Origin of the sequence: Enorma shizhengliae (genome assembly GCF_009676995.1) — a bacterium.
GTDB lineage: Bacteria > Actinomycetota > Coriobacteriia > Coriobacteriales > Coriobacteriaceae > Enorma > Enorma massiliensis.
The window spans coordinates 103,728-126,708 of the sequence record NZ_VTFZ01000009.1; the positions used below are offsets into that span (position 1 = coordinate 103,728).

Genomic DNA, 22,981 nt, shown 5'->3' on the forward strand with positions numbered 1-22,981 from the left:
CTACAGCATGATACCCAACCGAACGCGAGATAACCCCTTGGGGCATCTCAAAAAAAGAGGCGTCGAGATATTCTCGACGCCTCCGAACCTTCTGGTCGGGACGACTGGATTCGAACCAGCGACCCCTTGACCCCCAGTCAAGTGCGCTACCAAGCTGCGCCACGTCCCGAAGTGTTGCCATCTCTGCGACAGCAAAAGATACTTTACTCAACTCTTGCGGTTTGTGCAAGAGAAATTTTTTATGACCTCAAATCGTGCGCACGAATGAGCAGGGTGCGAGCAAGTTCGGATTTGCTGAGCAGCGGGAGTTCCTCAGTCGCGTGCGCGGTGATCCACCAGGCCTTATTCGTATCGCTCCCGAAGCCGGAATCGGAGCGCGACACATCGTTGGCTACAATGGCGTCGCATCCCTTGCGTGCGAGCTTTTGCTGCGCATAGTCGATGGGGTTGCCGGTTTCGGCGGCGAATCCAATGACGATGCGATCGCCACGATCGTGCGAGAGCCGAGCGAGAATATCATCCGTTTGCTCGAGTTGAATGGATTCGAGCTCGTCGATGCCCTTTTTGAGCTTTCGGGTGGCTGGCTTAGCGGGCCGATAGTCAGCAACGGCTGCAGCGCAGATGAGCATGGTGGCACGGGAGAACGCTGCCTGCGTGGCTTCAAGCATCTGGGCTGCCGTTTCCACGGGGACGACATCGACGCCTGCTGGCGCAGGCTCGGTGGCGGGCCCGAGAACAAGCGTGACGTGCGCTCCCATAGCACGAGCTTCGCGAGCGAGGGCAACGCCCATCTTGCCTGATGACCGGTTGCCGATGTAGCGAACCGGGTCGATCGGTTCATGGGTTCCGCCCGCCGTGATGACGATGCGTTCCCCAGCGAGCGCATCCGTGGCGCCGAGTTCGCAGATGACGGCGTCGGCGATCTCAGAGACCTCGGTCAGGCGCCCTTCATCAACGTCGCCGCATGCGAGGTATCCCCTACCGGGCCCTACGATGCGAACGCCGCGCGCGCGTATCGTGCGGACATTCTCTTGCGTCGCGGCGGCTTTCCACATATTCACATTCATCGCGGGCGCAACGACGATGGGTCCCGTTGCAGCGAGAAGCGTTGTCGACATGAGGTCGTCGGCGATCCCGTGGGCCATCTTGGCGATGATATTCGCCGTTGCGGGCGCTACGACGATGCAATCAGCCTCTTTGGCGAGCGAGACATGGTGGATGGGGTCAGAGGGGTCATCAAAGAGCCCGATGGCAACTTTCTCATGGGTCAGTGCTCTAAAGGTGGTGGGTCCTATGAATTGCGTGGCATGCTCGGACATGAGCACCTTAACCCGTGCGCCCTCCTTTTGAAGCATACGTACGAGCTCGCATGCTTTGTAGGCAGCGATGCAGCCGGTAACACAGACTAGCACGCAGCGACCCTCGGCGCGCCCGCTCATTTCTGGTCACCCTCGTCGACGATAAGGATACGGTGGCAATAGGGGCAGGTGGTAACGCCCTTCGTTCGCTTGACCTCGTTCAGCGAAGCCTCCGTGAGTGCCATACGGCAGAGCGATGGGGTGCTTCCCTCCAACTTTTCCACGCCAAGGCCACGGAATTGCTTGCTAGCGACGGTATAGGCTTCGTGCAGGGAATCGGGAAGCTGACGGGTGAGCTTTTCACGGCGGCGCTCAAGCTCGGCGATATCGTTTTGTAGGTCGGTGGCCGCGACGCGCGCAGCCTGCCCGCTCCTGATGATGGCAGCTTCGAGTTTTTCGATAAACTCGCGGCCCTTCTGCTCCCGCGCGCTGGCCTCCTCGAGCCTCGCGGTGCAGCTGCGCTGGTCGAAGGCGACCTTGTCAAGCCATTTGGCAAGGTTTGAAAGCTCGATCTCAAGATTCTGAACGCGATGGTAATCGCTAGAATCCACTGACTTCTGTGCCTCGTCGACGCGACGGCGGTACTCCGCCTCCTCCTCGGCGAGATCGGCGAGGTCTGTCTCGGCGTCTTTGCGCAGGGCGACGACTTTCAAGAGCTCCTCTTTTGCTGCGGCAAGCGCGCGGCGCTTCTTGGCGAGGTCCTTAAGCTCGGGGAGCTGCGCGAGCTTGTCCTTGAGCTGCGAGAGCTCGATGTCAACTTCTTGTAGGCTGAGCAGGTTCTCTCCGTTGCTCATGAACGTCCTCCTTCTATCGTCCACCATTGACGCGGCGGATCTGCGATCTGAATTGAGTCCGAGGGTACGCCGGCTCGCGTCGCGGCCTCAGCGAGGATGCGGGTGAAGGGCGTTTCGCTCGCATCGTGTCCCAACAAGATGATGCCCATCCCGCGCGCGGCAAGGTCTTGGCATACATGGTATCCGGCCTCACCGCAGATAATCGCATCGGCTCCGCATTTGAGGGCAGATTCACCTAAATCACCGAGGCTTCCTCCGAGAAACGCGCAGCTTGAAATCGGCGTATCGCGGTCTCCCCAGACACGCGGAGCGGTGTCAAAGGCCTGTGCGGCACGCTGCGCAAGCTCTTGGAGGGTCAGACGGTCCGGAATCGCAGCAATCGAGCCAAGTCCAGGAGAGCCGAGGCTTTCAGGGTGCTCGAGTGAACATTGAGCTTCAAGCCCCATGAGCCTCGGCAGCAGCTCTTGCGCGGCCCGGGAGCGATCGAGGTTCGTATGGAACGACAAGACGCTCACACCGAGACGAGCCGCCTCGAAGACAGCGGCAGCAGCCTGAGGGTGGGACCCGGCTCTCGGAACGAAGACATCGGGTGCTGCGATATAGACCGGATGGTGTGCGAGCAGCACATTGGCGCCGGCGTCATAAGCACGCCTGACCATGTTGGCTGTGGCGTCGAGCGCAACGAGGACGTGGCCCACTGCGGAGTCGGGATCGCCCACGGAGAGTCCGACGTGGTCCCAGCTTTCAGCATCTTCTTTCGGGAACGACTCGAAGAGCGAGCGCTCTAGTTCGCAGACCTTCATGAGTCGGCACCTCCCGTAAGGTCGAGGAGCGCATCGGCGAAGGCGTCAAGATCCTGCTCTCGCACGCGATCGTCGAACGAGATGCGGAGCGACCCCGCCGCGCGTTCGCGGGGAATTCCCATGGCGGTGAGCACGTGGCTCGCATCCGTGGATCCGCTCGAGCAGGCAGACCCCGCCGAGACGCAGAAGCCACGAACATCGAGCTGCAATATGAGCTCCTCCGATTCACATCCATCGACCAGGATGGATACAATCCCTGGAAGCCGGTCTGTATGCACAAGGTCGGGCAAGGTGGCGTGAATGCGCGGGCTCTCAAGCAATCGCTCGTAGAGGCGTCCTGAAAGGGAAAGCACACGCGCGTGGTCTTCATCGAGGCGCGGGGAAAGCGTTCGCGCCACGGCTGCAAGACCAAGTGCCGAGCGGACATCCTGCGTTCCGGCGCGTCTTCCCGCCTCTTGGCCACCGCCGCGAATGAGGGGCTCGAAGGGCACTCCCCTCCTAAGGTACAGAGCTCCGCTCGCTACGGACGCGCCTACCTTATGACCAGCAAGAGAAAGCGCATCAACCCTAAGAACTGACACATCGATCGGGGCATGGAGGTATCCCTGTATGGCGTCAGTGTGGAAATACGCTCCATGACTGTGGGCGATCTGGGCAAGTTCTCCGACTGGCTGGACGGCTCCCGTCTCGTTATTCGCGAACATGATGCTCACAAGCGCCACATCATCGCCCATGGCGGCATCGAGGGTGCCGGGTTCGATGATCCCGTGGGTTCCGGGCTTTAGGATATCGACGGTGAAGCCGCGCCGCTTGAGCTGTGCGAGGTTATCGAGGATCGCCTCGTGCTCGATAGCGGAGGTGATGACCCTGGTTCGTCCGTGGTTACGCGAGCGGGCGCCCTCGGCGATACCGAAGAGCGCGAGCGCATCGGCTTCCGTTCCACCGTTCGTGAAGACGACCTCGGCAGGGCGCACACCGGTGCCCAGCGAGCGTGCGACGTCGCGGCGGGCTGCATCGAGCGCCTGAGCGGCGCGTCTTCCAAGCGAATGGAGCGAGTTTGGATTAGCACCCGCTATCTCGGAGATATCATAGGCTCGCATCGCCTCGATAGCCTCGGGCCGCAACGGGGTCGAGGCAGCATAATCAAGGTTCACGAGGCGCATCGGCGCCACGCTCATGCGGCATCCGCCTCCGCAGCGGAAATGCCGCTTTGCGCGAGCGCGCGAAGGCGCTGGACCTCAGCTGCCGGGTCGCTCGACCCGAAGACGGCGGAGCCGGCAACGAACACGTCGGCGCCGTGGCGAGCGACATCCTCAATATTGGCGGCAGAGATGCCCCCGTCCACTTCGATAAGCGGATGGGCGCCAACTGCCTGGCAGAGCGCTTGCAGGCGATCGAGCTTGGCATACGTGCCCTCGATGAAGCGCTGCCCTCCGAAACCGGGGTTAACGCTCATGACGAGGACCATGTCGAGTTCAGGCAGGATGTCTTCGAGCACGCCGACCGGCGTGGCGGGATTGAGGACGGCTCCTGCCTTGACACCGTGTTCCTTGAGGTACGTCACCGTGCGATGGAGGTGCGTCGAAGCCTCGGCGTGAACGGTAATCATATCGGCGCCCGCCTCCACGTACCATCCAATCGTCTCATCGGGGTTCGAGACCATCATGTGAACATCGAGCGGTACGTCGGTCGAGCGCTTGCAAGCGGCGACCATACCAGGGCCAAAGGTGAGATTGCCCGTGAAGTGGCCGTCCATGACGTCGACATGGATAAAGTCGGCATTCGAGATGCGATCGAGGTCTCGAGCGAGGTGTGCGAAGTCGGCCGAGAGAATCGAGGGTGCGATGCGTGCAAGTTTTCCCATGGAAAGCCCCCTTGGTGCAGAGTCGGATGCAGGTAGGTCAGTTGCGGTCGAGCCCATAGAACTCTTCGGTGGGCACGCGCTCCATGAGGGTGTTCAGAGCTTCGTCGAGCGTCATGTTGTTGTAGAGCAGCGATTCGAGCACGAAGGTGATGGGCGCATCGACACCGAGCGAGCGCGCGAGCTCGGCCGTGCTCTGCACCGCCGCAGCGCCCTCTACGATCATATGGGTGCGTTCCTGGTAGTGCTCAAGGGATTCCCCGCCGGCAAAGGCGACGCCGAAGGAGCGGTTGCGCGAATGGGGCGATGTGCACGTGGCCACGAGATCGCCCATACCGGCCAAACCCATGCAGGTCATGGGGTCTCCGTCCCGCGCGCACACGATACGGCTGATCTCGGCGAGGCCGCGCGTCATGATGAGTGCGAGCGTGTTGTCGCCATAGCCAGCGCCCGCTGCGATACCGCAGGCGATGGCGATGACGTTTTTCACCGCACCGCATGTCTCGATGCCGACCATATCGTTAGAGGCGTACAGCCTGAACGAGGGCGAGATGAGGAGCTCTTTGAAGAACTCCCCCACCTGAGGGGTCTCGGATGCGATGACGGCAGCTGCGACCTTGCCTCGGCAGATCTCTTCGGCGTGGTTGGGGCCCGTGAGCGCCGCGACGCGATTCGGGCGGCCGAGCTCTTCGGCGATGACCTCGTGCATGAGCTTGCCCGTATGGGGCTCAATGCCCTTGGTGAGGCAGAGGATGGGTAGGTCATCGGCGACGTAGCGTGCGGCGGAACGAATCGTGGCGCGTATGAAGGGCGAGGGAACCACAACGATTGCCCCCGCAGCTCCTGCAAGCGCCTCCTCGAAAGAGCAGGTGGCGCGGACGTTTTCCGGAAGCGTGTAGTCGGTCAGGTAGAGCGGATTCATGTGCCGCTCGTTTATGCTCGGCGGCACAGGCTCGTCGTGCGACCAAAGCATGACCTCGCCTGCCTTTGCGGCAGCGACACCCGAGATGGCGGTTCCCCATGAACCGGCACCAATGACGGCAATCTTCATCTAGCGCTCCCCTTTCTTCGACCCGAAGGACAGCTTGTTCTCGGTGCCCGCCCGCAAGCGCGCGATATTGCCGCGGTGGGCGAAAACAACGGACCACCCCAGAATCGCCCAGACAGCGAGGGCGGGCAGAGGGATACCCGGTTGCGTGAGAAATACGGTGACAGGCACGAGCGCTGCGGTGACGATCGAGCCAACCGAGACGTAGCGCGTGATTGCAACGAGTACGATGAAGATGGCAAGATGGATAAGGGCGAGCGGCCAATAGAAGCCGAAGAGGATGCCGACGCCCGTGGCGATGCCCTTGCCACCGTGGAACTTGAGGTAGGGCGAGAAGATGTGCCCGTAGAGGCATGCAAGCGCCACGAGCGCGACGAGGAGCGAGTAGGAAACGGTCGAGCTGGCACTCCAGGAGCTTCCCGCATACACCACATCGCGGAAGACGATGACGCACACCATGCCCTTGAGGAGGTCGAACGCAAGCGTGAGCGCGGCCACCTTGGGACCTCCCACGCGCAAGGCGTTGGTGGTGCCGATGTTGCCCGAGCCCTCCTTCTGGATGTCTTTATGGTTCATCAACCCGACGAGGATCTTGCCGAAGGGAATACCGCAGATAAGGTAGGAGACGATCATCGTGATAGCCGTGGCGAGCACAGCCGAGGTGCTGGCGCTGTCCATTTACGCCTCCTTGTTGCTCTTGGCACGGAAATGGAGGCGGATGGGCGTTCCCTCGAAGCCGAATTTCGTGCGCATGCGGTTCTCGACATAACGGCGGTAGGAGTCGCTCACCAGGTCGGGGTGGTTCACGAAGTAGGTGAATGTCGGCGGGTTGACGTCCGTCTGGGTCACGTAGTGCATGCGGAGACGGCGCTTGCCGTCCACCACCGTATGGCCGAACTCACGAAGATCGGTGAGGAAGGCGTTGAGCGCAGAGGTCGAGATCTTGGTCGCGCGCGCGGCCGCGGCGTCGTCGATGTAGTTCCAGATCTTCTCCACCGACCGGCCCGTGAGGGCGGAAATACGAAGCACCTTTGCCCAGGGGGCAAGCGTCATACGACGCGATACGGTCTCCATGACCTTCTCGCGCTCATGCTCTTCCGTGAGGAGGTCCCACTTGTTCAAAAGGATGACGAGGGCGCAACCGCGGTCGATGGCGAGGTTTGCGACCTTTTGATCCTGCTCGGTCATGCCGATGCCGGCATCGACCACGAGCAGCGCCACGTCGGCACGGTCGATGGCGCGCAGCCCTCGAACCATGGAGTAATACTCGATATTCTCGTAGACCGTGCTCTTCTTGCGAATACCTGCCGTGTCGACGAGACGGTAGCGGCGCCCGTCTCGCTCGACATAGGTGTCGATGGCGTCGCGCGTGGTGCCCGCGATGTCCGAGACGATGGACCGGTCGGAGCCGATCACCTTGTTGAAGAGGGACGACTTGCCGGCATTGGGACGGCCGATGATCGCGACACCGAGCGCATCAGGGAACGGCTCGTCGTCCTCGGTCTCGTCGGGAAGGCAGCTGACCACCTCGTCGAGGAGATCGCCCGTGCCGTGTCCGTGGTGGGCGGAAATGGGGCGCGGGTCGCCGAGTCCCAGCGAATAGAACTCCCAGAGCCGCTCCTGCTCGCGATCGGGGTTGTCGAGCTTGTTGACGAGTAGGAACAACGGCTTCTTGACGCGCTTGAGCATGCGCGCGACCGATTCGTCCTCCTCCGTTACGCCGACGGACCCATCCACGACGAAGAGCACGACATCGGCCTCTTCAGCTGCGGCGAGCGCTTGGTCGCGAATGGACGCCGAGAATACGTCCTCGCTTTTGAGCGGCTCGATGCCGCCCGTGTCTACGAGCGTGAACTGCCGACCGTTCCAGTCGGCATCATGGTATGAGCGGTCGCGCGTGACGCCCCGGCTCTCGTGGACGATTGCGTCCTGCGTGCCCGCAAGGCGGTTCACCAGCGTAGATTTACCGACGTTGGGCCTTCCGACGACGGCGACGATGGGTTTCATATACTCTCCTACACGTTTGCGGTACGTTGCTGCTCGGTGCCCGGTGCAAGGGCGGTAAGCTCTTCCTCGAGGGCGCCCAAGAGATCGAGCGGCATCGTTGACGCGATGCGCACCCGAGCTCCGCGGCGAACGAGCTCAGCTTTCAGCTGTTCTTGATGATAACCGTCGAGCGTGAGACCGTCAGCGTTGAACATCACGTCCGGCACAAAGAGCATAATCCCCGAGAGGTCGCTACTGAGCTGGGCGAGCAAATCTTCCCCGCAGATGAGCCCCGTCACGTCGACGTTCCCCCCGAAGTAGTTGTTCTCGATCGCGTGGACGCTTCCTCTCAGCGGGGAATTGGACACGAAGCTGCGGATCGTCTGCGCGGCAGCGCAGCCACTCACCACCGTGAGCTTGATGCCAAGGTTGCCAAGGAGGCGCCCAGCAGCCTCGATTCGCTTTTCCTGCTCTGCCTTTACCTCGAAGGACTCATCGAGATAGCTGCGAATCATGCCGATGCCGTCATAGTACTGCGGATACCCGTCGTAGGTCTCTGCGGCTGGTACGGGAACGCCGGCGTCGAGATAGAACTCGTCGGCAAGCTGGAACACGGTACGCCCACGCGTGCACCGGGCTTCGCTCTGGTAGGGTTCAACCTGGTGGATTACGGCGCGTGCTGCGGCCGGATCGTCGGAAAACGACGCGCTGAACCGTTTTTGGAAACGGGTGTAACCCAAGGGGACGATGCCCAAGCTCGAGATGGCGGGTCGTTCGGCGCACCAAGCGAGCGTGCGGTCGAGCTCTTCGCCGTCGTTTACTCCGGGGATGAGGACGATTTGAGCGTGGATCTCAATCCCTGCTTCGATGAGCTGCTCGACGACCTCCATGCCGCGCTGAGCGTTTTTGCCCATGAGGGACCGTCTCACGTCCGGTGAAACCGCGTGGAGGGAAACGTTCATGGGGCTCAGATGGTAGTCGATGACCCGCGAGACATCGCTCTCGGACATGTTGGTCAGCGTAACGAAGTTGCCCTGAAGAAAGCTCAGGCGATAGTCGTCGTCGCGAATGTAGAGCGTTCCGCGCATATGCGGGGGAAGCATGCGCATGAAGCAGAACGTGCAGGCGTTCACGCAGGTGCGCATGCCATCGAATACGGCGCCGTCGAACTCGAGACCCCAGTCCTCGTCGGGAAGGCGCTCCAGGTTGCACGGGCACACGGAGTTGTCGCGCGGGTCGAAGACCTCGAGCTTCACGACCTCGTCGCTCCCTTGCCAGAGCCATTCGATCATGTCGGTGAGCGGACGGCCGTTGACGGTGAGCACGCGCATGCCGCACTCGATGCCCGCGTCGAATGCGGGAGAGTCGGGTCGCACGAACGTTACGAGCGCGCCCGCCTCATCAGGGTCGCTCGAACGCCCGTAATCGGCGCGCGTCGCGGGATCGTTTGGTTTCAAGGGAGTTCCGCTCATGATTGGGCCGTCATGTGCTCGATGGCCGATACGACGCGCTCGATATGGGCTTGCGGGGTCGATGCGCCGGCGGTGATCCCGATAAGGCGAGCACCATCGAACCAGGATCGATCGAGTTCAGCTGCATCTTCGATATGATGCGTTTTCGGGCAGGCGGCATGGCAGATCTGCGCAAGCCGCCGCGTGTTCCCAGAGTTCTTTCCCCCCACTACGATCATGATGTCCGCCTCGCTCGCGAGGGATGCGGCCGCACGCTGCCGCTCGCTCGTTGCAGCGCAAATGGTGTTCACGACGCGAAGCTCGCTTACCAGGGGTGCGAGGGCGGCCACCACAGCCGAGAGATTCGCGGCCGTTTGGGTCGTCTGCACGACAACGCCCACGCGCTTGCCAAGCGTAACGCCGTCTAGATCTTGCGGGCTTGCTACAACGTGAGCCTTGCCCTCAGCATGGCCCACGATGCCTTCTACCTCTGGGTGGCCGCTCTCCCCTACGATGATGAGATCGTAGCCCTCGTGAACAAGGTTCGATGCGGCCTTATGAACTTTTTTGACGTACGGGCACGTTGCATCGACCAAGCTGAGCCCGCGCGCCCGAGCATCTTCAATGACCTGCGGGACCACGCCGTGTGAGCGAATAATGACCGACCCGCGATCGATTTCGTCGAGGGACTGGGCCAACCCGACTCCTTGCTCGGCGAGCTCCTCGACCACGATGGGGTTATGGATGAGCGGGCCCAAGGTGTGAACCGGTTCTGCGTGCTCCAGCGCGCACCCCCGAGCGAGCTCGAGCGCGCGGTTAACGCCGTAGCAGGCCCCCGCATGCTCGGCAACGCGAATGGTGACGGACATCTCAGCGCCTCCCTGGATGCTCATCGCGCAGCTGGTCGCGCACCTCATACATGCGATGAATCGCTTCATCCTCAAACCACTGGATACGCTCTTTGCGCTTCAGTCCTTCGGGAGCGCTTGCAAGCCTCAGTCTCTCGCCGCAGCGGATCCAGGTCTTCATAGGCCTCATGAGATGGTGACCCTGGGGCGTAATGTCGCGAAAGCCGCAGACGGCGATGGGCACGATGTCAGCCTTTGCCATGCTTGCGATGAGCGCGAAGCCACCATGGACCTCTACGGGTTGGTCGTCGGTGCGAATGCGGGTTCCCTCAGGGTAGATGAGAACGTCTTCGCCGCGTTGGAGGGCATGCTGTGCGCGTCGAAGCGATTTCATGTCTGCGGTCCCGCGGTCTACGGGGATGCCGCCCACGCGTGCGAAGAACCAGCGCACGATCGGGTTCTTGTTGAACTCGGACTTCATGATGGGGCGCACGCGCCGCCCGCTGGCGACGATATGGGTGACGGTGGCGACAACCTCGGCCATGGACGTGTGATTCGAGATGATGATGGAGCCGGTTTCTCCCTCGGGCTCGAGCTCTCCGGGATTCTCGACCTTCCAGCGCCACATCACTTTCGAGAAGGCGAGCAAGATGCCGATGATGACGTAGTAGAGAAGGCGAATCTGAGGCGCGTAGTCGCGCATCCCGTGGTCATAGTAATGATCTTCGGTTTGGAAGAGCTTCATTTACGCGCCTCTCTTCTGAGCGACGAGGTCGGCAATCTGGTCGGTGACCTCGTCGATGGTAAACGCCGTGGAATCGATCTGCACGGCATCCGGTGCCGCGACGAGGGGGGCAACATCGCGAGAGGCATCGAGCGCATCGCGTCGCTCGATCGAGGCGAGCGTTTCTGCGACCTCGCTTTCGAGCGCGTGGGCGTCGGCGACATCTCCGCCATGGCGTTGCAGGACGCGCCGCTGGGCGCGCACGCGCGGGTCGGCAGTGAGGAACACCTTCACCTCGGCATCAGGAAACACGACGGTTCCGATATCACGCCCCTCGGCTACCACGTCGTGATACTGGGCTACGGCGCGCTGCGGTTCGAGCATAGCGGTGCGAACGCCAGGATACGCAGAGACCTTCGATACGTTCGCATCCACGAGCGGGGTGCGAATCTCGCGACTCACATCTCGGCCGTCGACCGTGATGCTGCCGCCGGACTCTCCTGGCGTGAAGCGAATGGTGATGGCGCTCGCCAGGGCATCGACCGCAGCTTCGTCGTCAAGGTCGATGCCGCGGTCGAGCGCGGAGAAGGCGACGGCGCGGTACATGGCACCCGTGTCGAGCTTTTCAAAGCCAAGGCGGCGTGATAGCTCACGCGCTATCGTTGATTTGCCAGATCCTGCCGGCCCATCGATGGCGATAATCATGTTGAATTGATCCTTCCTATCGGAGGTGCGTCACCTCGTGCGAATTTGCTCGGTCTCGTGTTCGGTAAGGTAGCGCCAGGTGCCCGGCGCGAGGTCTCTGAGCTCCAGCGGGCCAAATCGAGGCCGGTGCAGGGCGATGACGGGGTGCCCTACCGCTGAGAGCATGCGTTTCACCTGATTCTTTCGGCCTTCATGGATGATGACCTCGACGACCGAAGTGCCTGGGTCGATGCCCCGGGGGCAGACGGCACGTGCTTGAGCAGGCTGGAGAATGCGGCACCGCGCAGGCTGACAGGGGCCATCGTCGAGCACGATGCCCTGGCAAAGAGGCATGAGGTCGCGTCCGGTCACGCGACCGTCAACGTGAGCGATGTAGGTCTTCTCAACATGGCGCGAGGGGTGAAGCAGCTCATGGGCGAGGTCGCCGTCAGTGGTGAAGAGCAAGAGCCCCGTTGTATCGAGGTCGAGCCTCCCCACGGGAAAGAGCCCGGGATGAAGATCGGTTGGAACGAGCTCGGCCACACAGGGCCGCCCTTTTGGGTCGCTCATGGTGGTGAGATAGCCTGCGGGTTTATGGAGCATGAGGTAGACGGGGCGTTCGGCCAGCTTGACCACGTGCCCGTCGACAGCGATTACATCGAAATCGACGTCAACTTTAGTGCCAAGCTCGCTAGCCACCTTGCCATTTACCGTAACACGGCCAGCGGTCATAAGGTTTTCGGAGCCGCGGCGGCTCGCCACGCCGGCGCGTGCGAGGAACCGCTGGAGGCGCATCGTATGGGGGTACTCGCCACGCTCGGCTGCGATTTGATGTTGATCAGTCATCGTAGTTGTCCGTTGCGTTGCCCACGATGACGAGGTCGTCGTCGGGATCGCCGTAGTCTTCGCCCATTAAATCGCGCTCTTCCTCAAGATCCTCATCAGTCTCCTCGAGCGTCGACTGGATCGAGCGGCCCGAGAGGCGCTCGCGGATGAACTGCCGGGCCTGTTCGTCCGGGGCGAACTGTTCAAGATCGGGGAGGTCCTTCGTCGAGCGAAGCCCGAACTTTTCGAGGAAGGCGCTAGTCGTACCGTAGAGGATCGCCTGTCCTCGCTGCGGATCGCGACCCATCTCGCGAACAAGGCCCTTATCGACCAGCGACGAGATGACACCGTCGGAATTGACGCCGCGAATGCCCTTGACGGTTTCGCGCGTCACCGGTTGGTGGTAGGCGATCACGGCGAGGGTTTCGAGCGCTGCCTGGGATAGCTTCTGCGTGTCCCAGGAAAGTACGAATGCTTCCACTTGGTCGTGGTAGGCAGGATGGGTGAAGAGCCGCCATCCGCCGGCGACTTCGCGCAGCTGAAAGCCGCGATTGGCTTCCTCGTACTCAACCTTGAGCTCGGCAAGGAGCGAAGCTGCCTCTCCCGGGGCGATACCGAGCGCCTGGGCGAGAGCGCTTGCGCTCACGGGGTCGCTCGAAACAAGCAGGAGCGCCTCAAGGGCGCCTTTGGGAGAGGTGGTGCTCAAGGGTTCTAGGTCTTGCATGGGTTCCCCTTAGTACGTGGTGTCCTCGCCTGAGCCACCTAGTGCCGGCTCGGCTTCGGGGTGGTATTCGGGCGCGCCCGCAACGCGGTCGATCTTGATCTCGCCGAACAGGTTATCTTGCTCAAGTGTGACAGAGCCGCGCTTCGCGAGCTCGAGAATGGCGAGAAACGTTACAACGAGCTGCTCGGTTGAGGGATTCGCTTCGAGGAGCTTCCGGAAGGTCGTGTGCTCATTCGCCATGGTGAAGCGATCGACCGACGCCACGGTAAGCTCCAGGGGCACGCGTTTCGGCGCGACATGCTCGGCTTCAAGCAGAAACGTTTCGCGCCGGCCATCGAGGTCGGCGCAGATCACCGCGAGCCCGCGGAGCGTGATGCCTGCGAGGTAGTCGGGCATGAGGTTGAGAAACTCCGGATCGGGGCCGGCTACGCGCGGGTGCATGCGGCTTTCGGCCTCCATGCGGGCTCCGAGAGCCGCAGCCGCTCCCTTGAACTGCTTATAGGCGATGAGTCGCTGAATGAGCACCTCTCGGAGTGAATCAGCGTCAAGGCCGGCGTATTCATCATCAAGGTCGTCGGCATCGCCAGAAGGTGCGGGCGTCTCGGTGGGTACAAGGGCCGCGGCTTTGATATCTAGCAGGGTTGCTGCAACGAGCAGGAAATCGCTCGCAACGTCGAGATCAAGCGCCTCGATGCGCTCAACCTCGGCGAGGTACTGTTCAGCGACTTCCGAGATGGAAATGGCGCCGATATCGACCTTTTGCCTCGATACGAGTTGGAGCAGAAGGTCGAACGGTCCCGTGTACGCCTGCGTCGAGACGCGGTAGGACATCTGCCCACCTCTTCCCCTGGTCGAATCGAAACGTCCAACCTATACAGTTTACCGTAGATTCATCCAAGCGCGAGGCCGAGCATCCACCTCCAAAGGGGATACACGGTGAGATCGAAATAGGCGCCAATGATATCGATATGAAGAACGGTGGGCAGGAGGTACAGAACGATGATGAGGATGGGCATCGCGTACTGCTGGATGCGATAGTAGGTTTGGAGCGCCTCCCCTTTGAGGAAGAGAACGAGGATCGAAGAGCCGTCCAAGGGCGGCAGCGGGATGAGGTTAAAGAACGCGAGTGAGAGGTTCACGAGCATGCAGGTCATAATGGCGTTCGCAACGAGGTAGACGACGCTTGCTGCGGCACCGCTGCGTGCAAGCGCGGGCCAAACGAAGCCGAGGAGAAGAGCGAAGACTCCAGCCAGCAGGATGTTCGAAAGCGGGCCGGCAAGCGAGACGATGAGCTCATCGCGCTTCGGGTGCTTGAGGTTGCCCAGGTACACGGGAACGGGTTTGGCGTACGCGAAAACCGGCCCACCGGCCAGAATCATGAGCAGAGGCAAAAGTACGGTGCCGAACGGGTCTATATGGTTGAGTGGGTTGAGCGAGACGCGCCCGCGCGACCTGGCCGTGGCATCGCCAAGGGCATAGGCGGCCAGGGCGTGAGCGCTCTCGTGGACGACGATGCCCACGATGACCGCACATGCCGAGATGAGCAGCGAGACGATGGTATCCATACAGGGCTCCTAGCGAAGTGAGCGCGAGATGCGCACGCAGATGAAATCGAGAAGGAAGCAAACGGCCGCGACGATCGTGAAATCGAGCCGAAAGATACCCCCGAAGGGCGAGGCTATGACGCCCCATCCGGCAATGACCTGGGGCAGCGCGCGCGAAAGGTCGATGATGAAGTTCACGAGGCCGAGGCGCGACACCATGCCCGAGAAGCACAGGATAATCACGAGCACGCACAGGACGATGGCGCAGATTCGCAAGATGTAGGCAAGGATGTTCAAGGCAACGGCGAGTGCTTTACGCGCATCCACGGGCGGTCTCCTCTTCGATGGTGGTTGAAAGCTCGAGCCATTCGTCTTCAAGGGCGGGAATGGCCTTTTTGAGCTCGTTGTACTCCGCAAGCGCTGCGTTGAAACGCTCTTGATCGGCATAGAGCTCCTCGGAAGCCATGAGCTCCATAAGCTCTTGGTACCGGGCGCGCTTCTTCTCAAGATCGCGATCGACCGTATTCAGGCGGTCGCGCGTCTTCTTGAGCCGTTTGTTGAGGGCTGCCCTAGCCTCAGCTTCCGCGCGGCGCTGCTCGCGGGTTTTCTTCCCCTCTCGAGCTACGGCGCCATCCATCGTCTTGTGGATTCGGGCAGCACGGGGTGTATCGGTTGCTGCGCGCGGATTATCTGATGCAGCCTTTTCCTCCTCGGCGGCACGGGCTTCACGAGCTGCAAGGTCGTCGCGCTTGAAGAGGTAGTAATCATAATCGCCGTCGATGACCGTCATCTTCCCATCGCGGATGTCGATGACGCGGTTCGCGACGGAGCGCACGAGGTGCTCGTCATGGCTGATGAGCACGATGGTGCCCGGGAAGCGTTTGAGCGCGTTCTCGAGCATATCCACCGAGTCGATATCAAGATGGTTGGTAGGCTCGTCAAGGCAGAGCAGGGCCTCGGGCGCCACCAGCATCTTTGCGAGGGCGAGGCGCGCCCGCTCTCCGCCCGAGAGCACGCCGACGCGCTTCTCCACGTCGTCGCCGGAAAACAGGAACGCGCCCAAGAGGCTCCGCTCTTGTGGGACCGTCCAGCCAGGGGCAACAGAATCTATTTCCTGGAGCACGGTATTCGATTCGTTGAGACCCTCGAGCTGATGCTGTGCGTAGTAGGCCACGCCAACGTTCACGCCAAGATCGCGCGTGCCCGATGTGGGGGCCTCGATGCCCGTGAGCATTTTGAGCAGCGTCGACTTGCCGGCGCCGTTCGGGCCCACGAGCGCCACATGATCGCCGCGGTACAGGGTGAGATCGATATTGGAATAAATGGTGTGGTCGCCATACGCCTTTGAGACGTCTTCCAGCTTCACAACCATATCGCCCGAACGCGGCGGATCGGGGAACTTGAAATCGACGTGCTTATGCCCTTCGGGAAGGATGACGAGCTCGCTTTTGATCTGCTCGATGCGCCTCATGCGTTCCTGAGCCTGTGCGGCCTTCGTGGGCTTGTAGCGAAACTTATCTACGAAGACCTGCATGTGGGCAATCTCGCGTTCCTGTGCGGCGCGCTTCGCCCTCATTTGCTCGAGGTTATCCTCGCGTTGCTTGAGATAGGACGTGTAGTTGCCGGTGTAGACGGTGATGCGTCGGTTTTCAAGTGCGGCCACATGATCCACGCAGGCATCCATGAACGCGCGGTCGTGAGAGACGATGAGCACAGCGCCCTCGTAAGCGGCAATGAATGACCGGAGCCATTGAACGCTTTCCAAGTCGAGATGGTTTGTGGGTTCGTCGAGAAGCAAGAGGTCCGGGTGACGAAGAAAGAGCTTTGCAAGCGCGATGCGCATCTGCCAGCCGCCAGAGAATTCGCGGCAGGGCTTGTTGAAATCCTCGACCGGGAAGCCAAGGCCGGCAAGGATTTGGCGTGCGTTGCTTTCGAGCTCATAGCCGCCAAGGCCCTCGAAGCGGTCTTGAACGCGCCCGTATTCATTGAGGAGCTGTTCGGGTACCCCGCCCTTCTCCCCCGCCTCGGCGATAGCGAGCTGGAGTTCCTCAGCACGCTCGCCGAGTTCGCGAATCTCGTGAGCGGCGTTCATCACCTCGTCGATGACGGGTACGTCGGATGCGAGTTTGGTCTCCTGTTCCAAATAGCCGACGTTCACCTCTTTGGCGAAGGTGATCGTCCCCGCATCAGGCGTATCGAGCCCCATGATGATTTTCAACAGGGTGGTTTTGCCCGCTCCGTTGGGGCCAACCAAGGCGAAGCGATTGCCTGGGTTGACTTGAAATGACGCACCGCTGAACAGGGTGCGCGCGCCGAAGCTCTTCTCAATCTTATCTACCGATAAAATCATGTCATCCTACCTCGGGGGAATCGTTAACGCCCCGTACACCTAAGCTGCCCATAGAATCCTGCTGAGCAGAAGCCTACCGACGATAGTACCCAGCAGGGAGGATGGTAACACGCATGACCTGTATGAACAAAAGGGCCGAGGATTGCTCCCCGGCCCCGTTCATGTCATGGTGGGCGTTACAAGATTTGAACTTGTGACCCCTTCCGTGTGAAGGAAGTGCTCTACCCCTGAGCCAAACGCCCATGTGCTTTTCAGCGAAAGTTATAGTACCACGCCGCTCCCCCGCTGCCAAGCCTCAATTTTGAATCCAGGTTTCCGTTGTGTTCGTTTAGCGCGCATCTACATGAAAACGCTACCAAGACGTCCTCTTGCGAAGACCGGCCACGACGAACGCTATGCCGAAGATCCCGAGAAGCGCGCAGGCCATGGGTGCAAGATCGCCTGTAGCGGGGATGGCGTCCTCATCCTTGGCAGGCTCTTTAGCACCGCAGGCCGTGCAGACACCGTTTTGGTAGCTATGGCCGGCGGCGGGTGTCGCAACGCCTTTCGCAACCACGTACCCGCAGATAGAACAGACCGTGTCTCCCGTGAAACCTGCTTCGGTGCAGGTGGCGTCCCGCTTGCCTACAACCTTGCCGGAATGTGCGGCGATGTTCAGCTTCTCGCTGCAGCCCGCGCACGCATGCCAATGGCCGCTCGCATCGCTCGACCACGCAGCGGCGGGATCGTGGGCGTGCTCGACCTTCACCGTGCAGGTCGCGGTCTTGCCGCCGTCCTCCGTGGCGGCAGTGATGGTTGCCGTTCCCTTGGCCACCGCGGTGACGTTGCCGCTTGCGTCCACCCTGGCGACGTCGGGGGCGCTGCTGCTCCACGTCACCTTCTGGTTGGTGGCATCGGTCGGCTCGATGCTGGCGGTAAGCGTTTCGCTATCTCCCTCGGTCAGGGTCAATTCAGTCATATTCAGCGACACGCCGGTGACTTTGTAGATAACCGTACCCGTCACGTCGCCCGTCAAGGCCCCGCCGTTTACGGTCAGCTTCTTGTCGTCCGGGATGGTCAGGCTCGACCCATCCGAGATGGTCAGGCTCTCGCCCTCGCCAATCTCCAAATCCTCCTGCAAGGTCACATTGCCGTACACAGTGCCACTCTTGCCATCCCAAATGATGCCTCCGGTGCCATCAGACCCGCTGGCTGCAGGCTTCAATTCAGGAGCCGAGCCTGTTCCGTCCTTCGTTGTCGTGATGCTCGAAGCCTTGACCATAGCGTTGCCGCTGACCTTCAGATTAGCTACTGCAGTGGCATCATTTACATTCGAAAGAAAATGGATTCCATTTGTTTCACCACTAGCCTGCAAACTGCCGCCCTTGACCTCAATGGTGAGGCTCGGACTACCGGTCTGACTTGTGATCAACCGGACACCAGAACCGCCGACCTGACTCCCCAACGCTGTAACACTTGCTTCTTCAATCGTCAAATTAGCACTGTTTTGGGAGGACATAAATATTCCTATTCCATTACCACTGAGGCCAGACACAGTCAAACTGCCGGAGCCACTGATGTTCAGTGAAGCATCTCCCCCACTACTAACATTGATTCCATACCATCCGGAAACCTTGTTTTCTTCCTCTAAAACGATATTCAGTGATACGGGGCCTGAACTACTCGCCGCGTAGATCCCGGCGCCAGATGTGTTTACATCATCATACCATCCTTCAATGGTCGCATTCTTCAGCGTCAGGGTGGCGGAGTTTGGATCGTATTTGACATTCCAAGCATTGTTTTCAGCGGATTGTGTTAGCTCCCCACTGTTATTTGTGCTCCAGTAGGTTGTTTCAGTACCTCTCTTAACATTCTGATTTCCCACATAAAGCGTAGCGGGCTCACCTACCGCCAACGCCGTGACGGGGAGCGCGAACAAACATAACAGCGCTGTAACAAACACGGTCGCAATCGTTCTTTTCAGCATCTTCATCCTCCACCTAGCGCATACGACGTCGACACAACGGGTCTTGAACCCATTGTTGAGGAGGAGGCACCCTCTCCCCCTACCCGGCAGATTGGGCAATATGGGGAGAGCGAAGGCGCTGAGAGCAGAAATCGGTTCGCGCGACTTGTTTAAGCGCGTGCGACCCTGCTTACGCGAGCATGAACCGCGCGAGGTCTTTGCGGCTCGCTATGCCGAGCTTGCGAAACGCGTTTGACAGGCACTCCTTCACGCGGTTCACCGAGAAGCCCATGTGCTCGGCGATCTCCGTGTTGGTCCAGTCGCGCGCGGCGAGCATGCAGACCGCAAACTCGGTGGTGGTGAGGTTGTCCGCGACGTCGTCTGCCGTCTGCGGGTTGTGGACGCGGCGCCATCCGGCGGAGAAGCGGTACGTGATAGCGATCATGCGCTTGAAGTCGTCCGGCCACGCGGGCTTGATCGCGGCCTCGAGCATGCCGCCGAGAAGCCCGTGGTGTTCGCCGAAGGGCTGGATGAGGCCATCCGGGCGCGCGATGTCCCAGGCGGCGAGGACGTGTTGGCGCGCCTCGTCGGTGCGGCGGAGCGCCATGAGGCTCATGACGGCCGCGAGGTGCAGGTAGATGGCAGGTATGGGGTAGAGCGCATCCGCCATAGCAAAGGCGCCGAGCACGACACCGTAGCTCTGCTCGTAGGCGCCTTCGAGGTAGAGGCGGTGCGCCTTGATGTAGCAGGCAAAGAGCCTCAGGCCGGGCGGCAGGAGGGGAAGCGGGTCGGGCGCATGCTTCGAGGTTTTCGGTGCAGGCAGGTGCAGCAGCGCGCTCGCGGCGTTCCCGATGAAAGTCGCCATGGCTGCTACCTCGGGAGGCGTAACCCCCTCCCATTCTGAATTCGAATACCCGAAGGCGCCGTCGAGCGCGAAGCGGGCGTCGTTGATGCGGCCGAGGCTCAAGTTCGAAAACGCGCAGATGAGGCAGGCGGAGAGGCGCGCCTCTGCGTCGTCGCTCTTGAGGTGCGGAGCCGCCACGTCACGCGCACGTTCCGCGTCGCCGAAGAAGTAAGCAAGCTCAGCCTGAGCGATTGACGCGCGCGTGCCTTTCGCGAGGGAGGAGGCGAATGCCGCCACGGTTCCCGGGGCATATGCCGTGCTCATGAGCGGCATGAGGTTCTGAAAGGAGGATATGGGCCGACGACGCAGCGCTTGCGGTTCGGTGGCGCTCCCTCCCCTGCGCGGGTCATCGGGTTTGACCGTGCCCTCGGGTATGCGCCACGAGCCGGCGAGCTTGTCGGCGCCCGCGATGCGTCCTTGTTTGCAGTAACGCTGCACCAGGCGCGTCGTCACGCCCCAGCGGCGGGCCGCTTCCTCTGCGGTGATGTACTGCATGCGCTCCCCTTCACAGCGATTGATTGCGCGCTACTAGTATGCAGCATAGCAGAGCGAACAGTTCGGCTGTGCGAATAGAAAAAGGCCGAGCGTGAAGCCCGGCCTTGAAATAATTGGTGGGCCCTGGGGGATTCGAACCCTCAACCCAGGGATTATGAGTCCCCTGCGCTAACCGTTGCGCCAAGAGCCCGTATAGCAAAACGCCCTCCGATTGCTCGGAGGGCGGCTGTTCACTTGGGTGGAGACGAGGGGGATCGAACCCCTGACCTCTTGACTGCCAGTCAAGCGCTCTCCCAGCTGAGCTACGCCCCCAAGCGGTGCGGGAAATACTATACGGAAACCGTCGGCCGAATGCAAGCGAAAATTTAAAAAAATTTGGCTCGTCATTTTGGGGACGGGCTCCCGCCGCCCACTGGGACAACGAGAACCCGTCCATCAGATGCTTTCAGCACTCGGTACAGATAGCATCAGCTATGCACGTGCGGCCTTCACGATGGCGGCAACCTCGGCGACGACATCGGCAACCGCAACATTGAGGCGCTCCCCTGTCGAGCGATTCTTCACCTCGACGGTTCCGGCAGCAAGTCCGCGCTTGCCCACGACGACCTGGTACGGGAAGCCCATGAGGTCGTTATCGGCGAACTTAACGCCTGCTCGCTCCGCACGATCGTCGAACACAACGTCAATGTCCTCGGCAGCAAACGCCTCAGCGAGCTCCGCGGCGGTATCGAACGCCTCGCCCTTCTTATCGAGAGAGATGACGCTCACCTCGTACGGCGCCACCGAGACCGGCCAAATGATGCCGTGCTCGTCGTGGTGCTGCTCCACGATCGCGGCGAGTGTGCGCGAGATGCCGATACCGTAGCACCCCATGTAGAACGGCTGCTCGCGACCGTTCTCGTCGGCGAACGTGGCGCCCATCTTGGCGGCGTACTTGTCTTGGCCGATTTGAAACACCTGTCCGCACTCAATGCCGCGACCGCCTTTGAGGGGCTTTCCGCAATGCGGGCAGGGATCGCCCGCATGTACCGTGACGAGGTCTTCCCATGCGTCAACGGTGAAATCGCGGCCGGGGCACGCACCAGTGAAGTGGTAATCGACCTCGTTGGCACCGCACGTCCAAGACTTCGACATCTCGAGCGAACGGTCGCACACGAGCCGGACACCCTCGGGCAGGTTCACGGGTCCGATGAAGCCCTTGAAGAGGCCGTGCTGCTCGAGCTCTTCGTCAGTCATAAGATGGTAATCGCCGAAGAGCTTCGCAGCTTTGATCTCGTTGAGCTCGTGGTCGCCGGGCACGATGGCCACAACGGGCTTACCTTCGCCATCGACGAGCGCGAGCGATTTGCGGGTGCCATTCTCGGGGAAGCCGAAGAATTCGGCCACCGCCTCAATGGTCCCCAAGCCAGGGGTATGCACGCGCTCGAGCTCGCCGGTACCCGGACCCTCAGACACCGCAACCGTGGTGGACGCCGCCTCGTCGTCGGCCGCGAAGCCACAGTCACACCAGACAAGCGAAGCCTCGCCGGCATCGGCAAGCGCCATGTACTCGATGGAGGAGTCTCCGCCAATCTCTCCGGAATCTGCCGCTACGGGCAGCGCCTTGAGCCCGCAGCGCTCGCAGTAACGGGCGTAGGCTCCCTTCATATCCTCATAGACCTCCTGAAGCGATTCCTGCGTGGCGGAGAAGCTGTAGGCGTCTTTCATGATGAACTCGCGCCCGCGCATGAGGCCGAAGCGCGGACGTAGCTCGTCGCGGAACTTGTCTTGAATCTGATAAAGGGTCACGGGAAGCTGCTTATAGCTCTTGAGCTCGTTGCGCACGAGGTCCGTGAACGTCTCTTCATGGGTGGGTCCAAGACAGAAGGTGCGATCGTGGCGATCCTGTAGCCGCATGAGCTCGGGGCCGTACGCGCCGATACGGCCAGACTCTTCCCAAAGCTCCGCTGAGGTGAGGATGGGTGCAAGCATTTCCTGGGCGCCGATGCCGTCCATCTCATCGCGGCAGATATCCTCGATCTTGTGGATCGAGCGCCATGCGAGCGGCAGATAGCTATAAAGACCCGAAGCGATCTTGCGAATCATGCCCGCGCGGAGCATGAGCTTATGGCTCGCAAGCTCGGCCTCGGCAGGATCCTCCTTGAGCGTGGGGGCATAGAGCTTTGACATCTTAGCGACACGGGTGCGTGACATGCCATCTCCTTCTACGAGCAAGTTGTTGACCGGTTGATGATACCACGGAGTTGTTACTGCTACGTGGTCCGTCTGGGGGCGGGGATTATTCTCTTCGCTGGTCCTCGCAGCTCAGCTGTCGCTGAGCTGCTGCGGAATCGCTCAGAGAAATAATCCCCGCCCCCAGACGGATCTACGGCAACGACTCGATTTCATTACCTTGATTGCGTCCAGTTCTCACTCAGAATAATAGCCACTGTGAGAAGGGGCTTGTTGTAGGTAGGTATCTTTTGTTTCAGGTCCTGAGGGAGCCATCTGGAGATTCAGGAGATCTGCTGAGAGACCTGCTATTAGGAGTCAAGGGTAATTCCGGAGACTTTTGATAGGAACCTTGAAAACCGGATATGGGATAAAGGGCGCGAACGGTCACCTCTTCTGCGAGAGGTGACCGGGGAGATGCCCGGC

Annotated in this window: 21 protein-coding genes and 4 tRNA genes; all 25 read right to left on the reverse strand. The window is 60.9% G+C overall.

Annotation, left to right across the window (positions count from 1 at the left end; genetic code table 11):
• Nucleotides 1-92: 92 nt before the first annotated feature.
• The 25 genes from GJE22_RS07515 to GJE22_RS07635 all read right to left on the reverse strand — a co-directional run bounded on the left by GJE22_RS07515 (nucleotide 93) and on the right by GJE22_RS07635 (nucleotide 22,537).
• Nucleotides 93-169 (reverse strand) — tRNA-Pro (locus GJE22_RS07515).
• Between the two features lie 70 nt (nucleotides 170-239).
• Complete coding sequence (gene coaBC / locus GJE22_RS07520) at nucleotides 240-1,439, reverse strand: bifunctional phosphopantothenoylcysteine decarboxylase/phosphopantothenate--cysteine ligase CoaBC (protein ID WP_144688630.1); 1,200 nt, start codon at nucleotides 1,437-1,439, stop codon at nucleotides 240-242.
• On the reverse strand, nucleotides 1,436-2,152 hold the full coding sequence (locus GJE22_RS07525) for a zinc ribbon domain-containing protein (protein WP_144688629.1): 717 nt from the start codon (nucleotides 2,150-2,152) through the stop codon (nucleotides 1,436-1,438). The genes coaBC and GJE22_RS07525 overlap by 4 nt, the downstream gene beginning before the upstream one ends.
• Nucleotides 2,149-2,955, reverse strand: coding sequence for a Nif3-like dinuclear metal center hexameric protein (locus tag GJE22_RS07530; protein WP_144688628.1), 807 nt, complete (start codon nucleotides 2,953-2,955; stop codon nucleotides 2,149-2,151). Before GJE22_RS07530 ends, GJE22_RS07525 begins: the two co-directional genes overlap by 4 nt.
• Nucleotides 2,952-4,133, reverse strand: coding sequence for a cysteine desulfurase family protein (locus GJE22_RS07535; RefSeq protein ID WP_235895851.1), 1,182 nt, complete (start codon nucleotides 4,131-4,133; stop codon nucleotides 2,952-2,954). Before GJE22_RS07535 ends, GJE22_RS07530 begins: the two co-directional genes overlap by 4 nt.
• Nucleotides 4,130-4,819 (reverse strand): ribulose-phosphate 3-epimerase, encoded by a 690-nt coding sequence (rpe, locus tag GJE22_RS07540; protein WP_144688627.1) that lies wholly within the window; start codon nucleotides 4,817-4,819, stop codon nucleotides 4,130-4,132. Before rpe ends, GJE22_RS07535 begins: the two co-directional genes overlap by 4 nt.
• A 37-nt stretch (nucleotides 4,820-4,856) precedes the next feature.
• On the reverse strand, nucleotides 4,857-5,867 hold the full coding sequence (locus GJE22_RS07545; RefSeq protein WP_144688626.1) for an NAD(P)H-dependent glycerol-3-phosphate dehydrogenase: 1,011 nt from the start codon (nucleotides 5,865-5,867) through the stop codon (nucleotides 4,857-4,859).
• Nucleotides 5,868-6,542: a glycerol-3-phosphate 1-O-acyltransferase PlsY gene (gene plsY, locus GJE22_RS07550; RefSeq protein ID WP_144688625.1), complete on the reverse strand. Its 675-nt coding sequence runs from the start codon at nucleotides 6,540-6,542 to the stop codon at nucleotides 5,868-5,870. It lies immediately after the preceding gene.
• The gene (gene der / locus GJE22_RS07555; RefSeq protein ID WP_144688624.1) at nucleotides 6,543-7,871 is read right to left on the reverse strand and encodes a ribosome biogenesis GTPase Der; all 1,329 of its coding nucleotides are present in this window, start codon (nucleotides 7,869-7,871) and stop codon (nucleotides 6,543-6,545) included.
• Nucleotides 7,872-7,879: 8 nt separating this feature from the next.
• Nucleotides 7,880-9,307, reverse strand: coding sequence for a DUF512 domain-containing protein (locus GJE22_RS07560; RefSeq protein ID WP_235896444.1), 1,428 nt, complete (start codon nucleotides 9,305-9,307; stop codon nucleotides 7,880-7,882).
• 11 nt (nucleotides 9,308-9,318) lie between these two features.
• Nucleotides 9,319-10,170, reverse strand: coding sequence for a 4-hydroxy-3-methylbut-2-enyl diphosphate reductase (locus GJE22_RS07565; RefSeq protein ID WP_144688622.1), 852 nt, complete (start codon nucleotides 10,168-10,170; stop codon nucleotides 9,319-9,321).
• Between the two features lies 1 nt (nucleotide 10,171).
• Nucleotides 10,172-10,894 carry a lysophospholipid acyltransferase family protein gene (locus GJE22_RS07570; protein ID WP_144688621.1) on the reverse strand — a complete coding sequence of 241 codons (723 nt, stop codon included), beginning with the start codon at nucleotides 10,892-10,894 and terminating at the stop codon, nucleotides 10,172-10,174.
• Nucleotides 10,895-11,578 carry a (d)CMP kinase gene (gene cmk / locus GJE22_RS07575; RefSeq protein WP_144688620.1) on the reverse strand — a complete coding sequence of 228 codons (684 nt, stop codon included), beginning with the start codon at nucleotides 11,576-11,578 and terminating at the stop codon, nucleotides 10,895-10,897.
• A gap of 30 nt (nucleotides 11,579-11,608) precedes the next feature.
• On the reverse strand, nucleotides 11,609-12,403 hold the full coding sequence (locus GJE22_RS07580) for a pseudouridine synthase (RefSeq protein ID WP_235895850.1): 795 nt from the start codon (nucleotides 12,401-12,403) through the stop codon (nucleotides 11,609-11,611).
• Nucleotides 12,396-13,106, reverse strand: coding sequence for an SMC-Scp complex subunit ScpB (gene scpB, locus GJE22_RS07585; RefSeq protein WP_144688619.1), 711 nt, complete (start codon nucleotides 13,104-13,106; stop codon nucleotides 12,396-12,398). Before scpB ends, GJE22_RS07580 begins: the two co-directional genes overlap by 8 nt.
• 9 nt (nucleotides 13,107-13,115) lie before the next feature.
• On the reverse strand, nucleotides 13,116-13,937 hold the full coding sequence (locus GJE22_RS07590; RefSeq protein ID WP_144688618.1) for a segregation and condensation protein A: 822 nt from the start codon (nucleotides 13,935-13,937) through the stop codon (nucleotides 13,116-13,118).
• Between the two features lie 59 nt (nucleotides 13,938-13,996).
• A complete protein-coding gene (locus tag GJE22_RS07595; protein ID WP_144688617.1) occupies nucleotides 13,997-14,671 on the reverse strand; it encodes a site-2 protease family protein in 675 nt (224 codons plus the stop codon).
• A gap of 9 nt (nucleotides 14,672-14,680) precedes the next feature.
• A complete protein-coding gene (locus GJE22_RS07600; RefSeq protein ID WP_087185592.1) occupies nucleotides 14,681-14,977 on the reverse strand; it encodes a hypothetical protein in 297 nt (98 codons plus the stop codon).
• Entirely contained in the window at nucleotides 14,964-17,000 is a 2,037-nt protein-coding gene (locus tag GJE22_RS07605) for an ABC-F family ATP-binding cassette domain-containing protein (RefSeq protein WP_144688616.1), read from the reverse strand. The genes GJE22_RS07600 and GJE22_RS07605 overlap by 14 nt, the downstream gene beginning before the upstream one ends.
• A 167-nt stretch (nucleotides 17,001-17,167) precedes the next feature.
• Nucleotides 17,168-17,242, reverse strand: a tRNA-Val gene (locus GJE22_RS07610).
• Nucleotides 17,243-17,352: 110 nt separating this feature from the next.
• Entirely contained in the window at nucleotides 17,353-18,972 is a 1,620-nt protein-coding gene (locus GJE22_RS09970) for an Ig-like domain-containing protein (RefSeq protein WP_218957897.1), read from the reverse strand.
• A gap of 163 nt (nucleotides 18,973-19,135) precedes the next feature.
• Entirely contained in the window at nucleotides 19,136-20,344 is a 1,209-nt protein-coding gene (locus GJE22_RS07620) for a helix-turn-helix domain-containing protein (RefSeq protein WP_144688615.1), read from the reverse strand.
• Nucleotides 20,345-20,458: 114 nt separating this feature from the next.
• A tRNA-Ile gene (locus tag GJE22_RS07625) sits at nucleotides 20,459-20,534 on the reverse strand.
• Nucleotides 20,535-20,583: 49 nt separating this feature from the next.
• Nucleotides 20,584-20,656, reverse strand: a tRNA-Ala gene (locus tag GJE22_RS07630).
• Nucleotides 20,657-20,815: 159 nt separating this feature from the next.
• Entirely contained in the window at nucleotides 20,816-22,537 is a 1,722-nt protein-coding gene (locus tag GJE22_RS07635) for a proline--tRNA ligase (RefSeq protein WP_144688614.1), read from the reverse strand.
• Nucleotides 22,538-22,981: the final 444 nt, after the last annotated feature.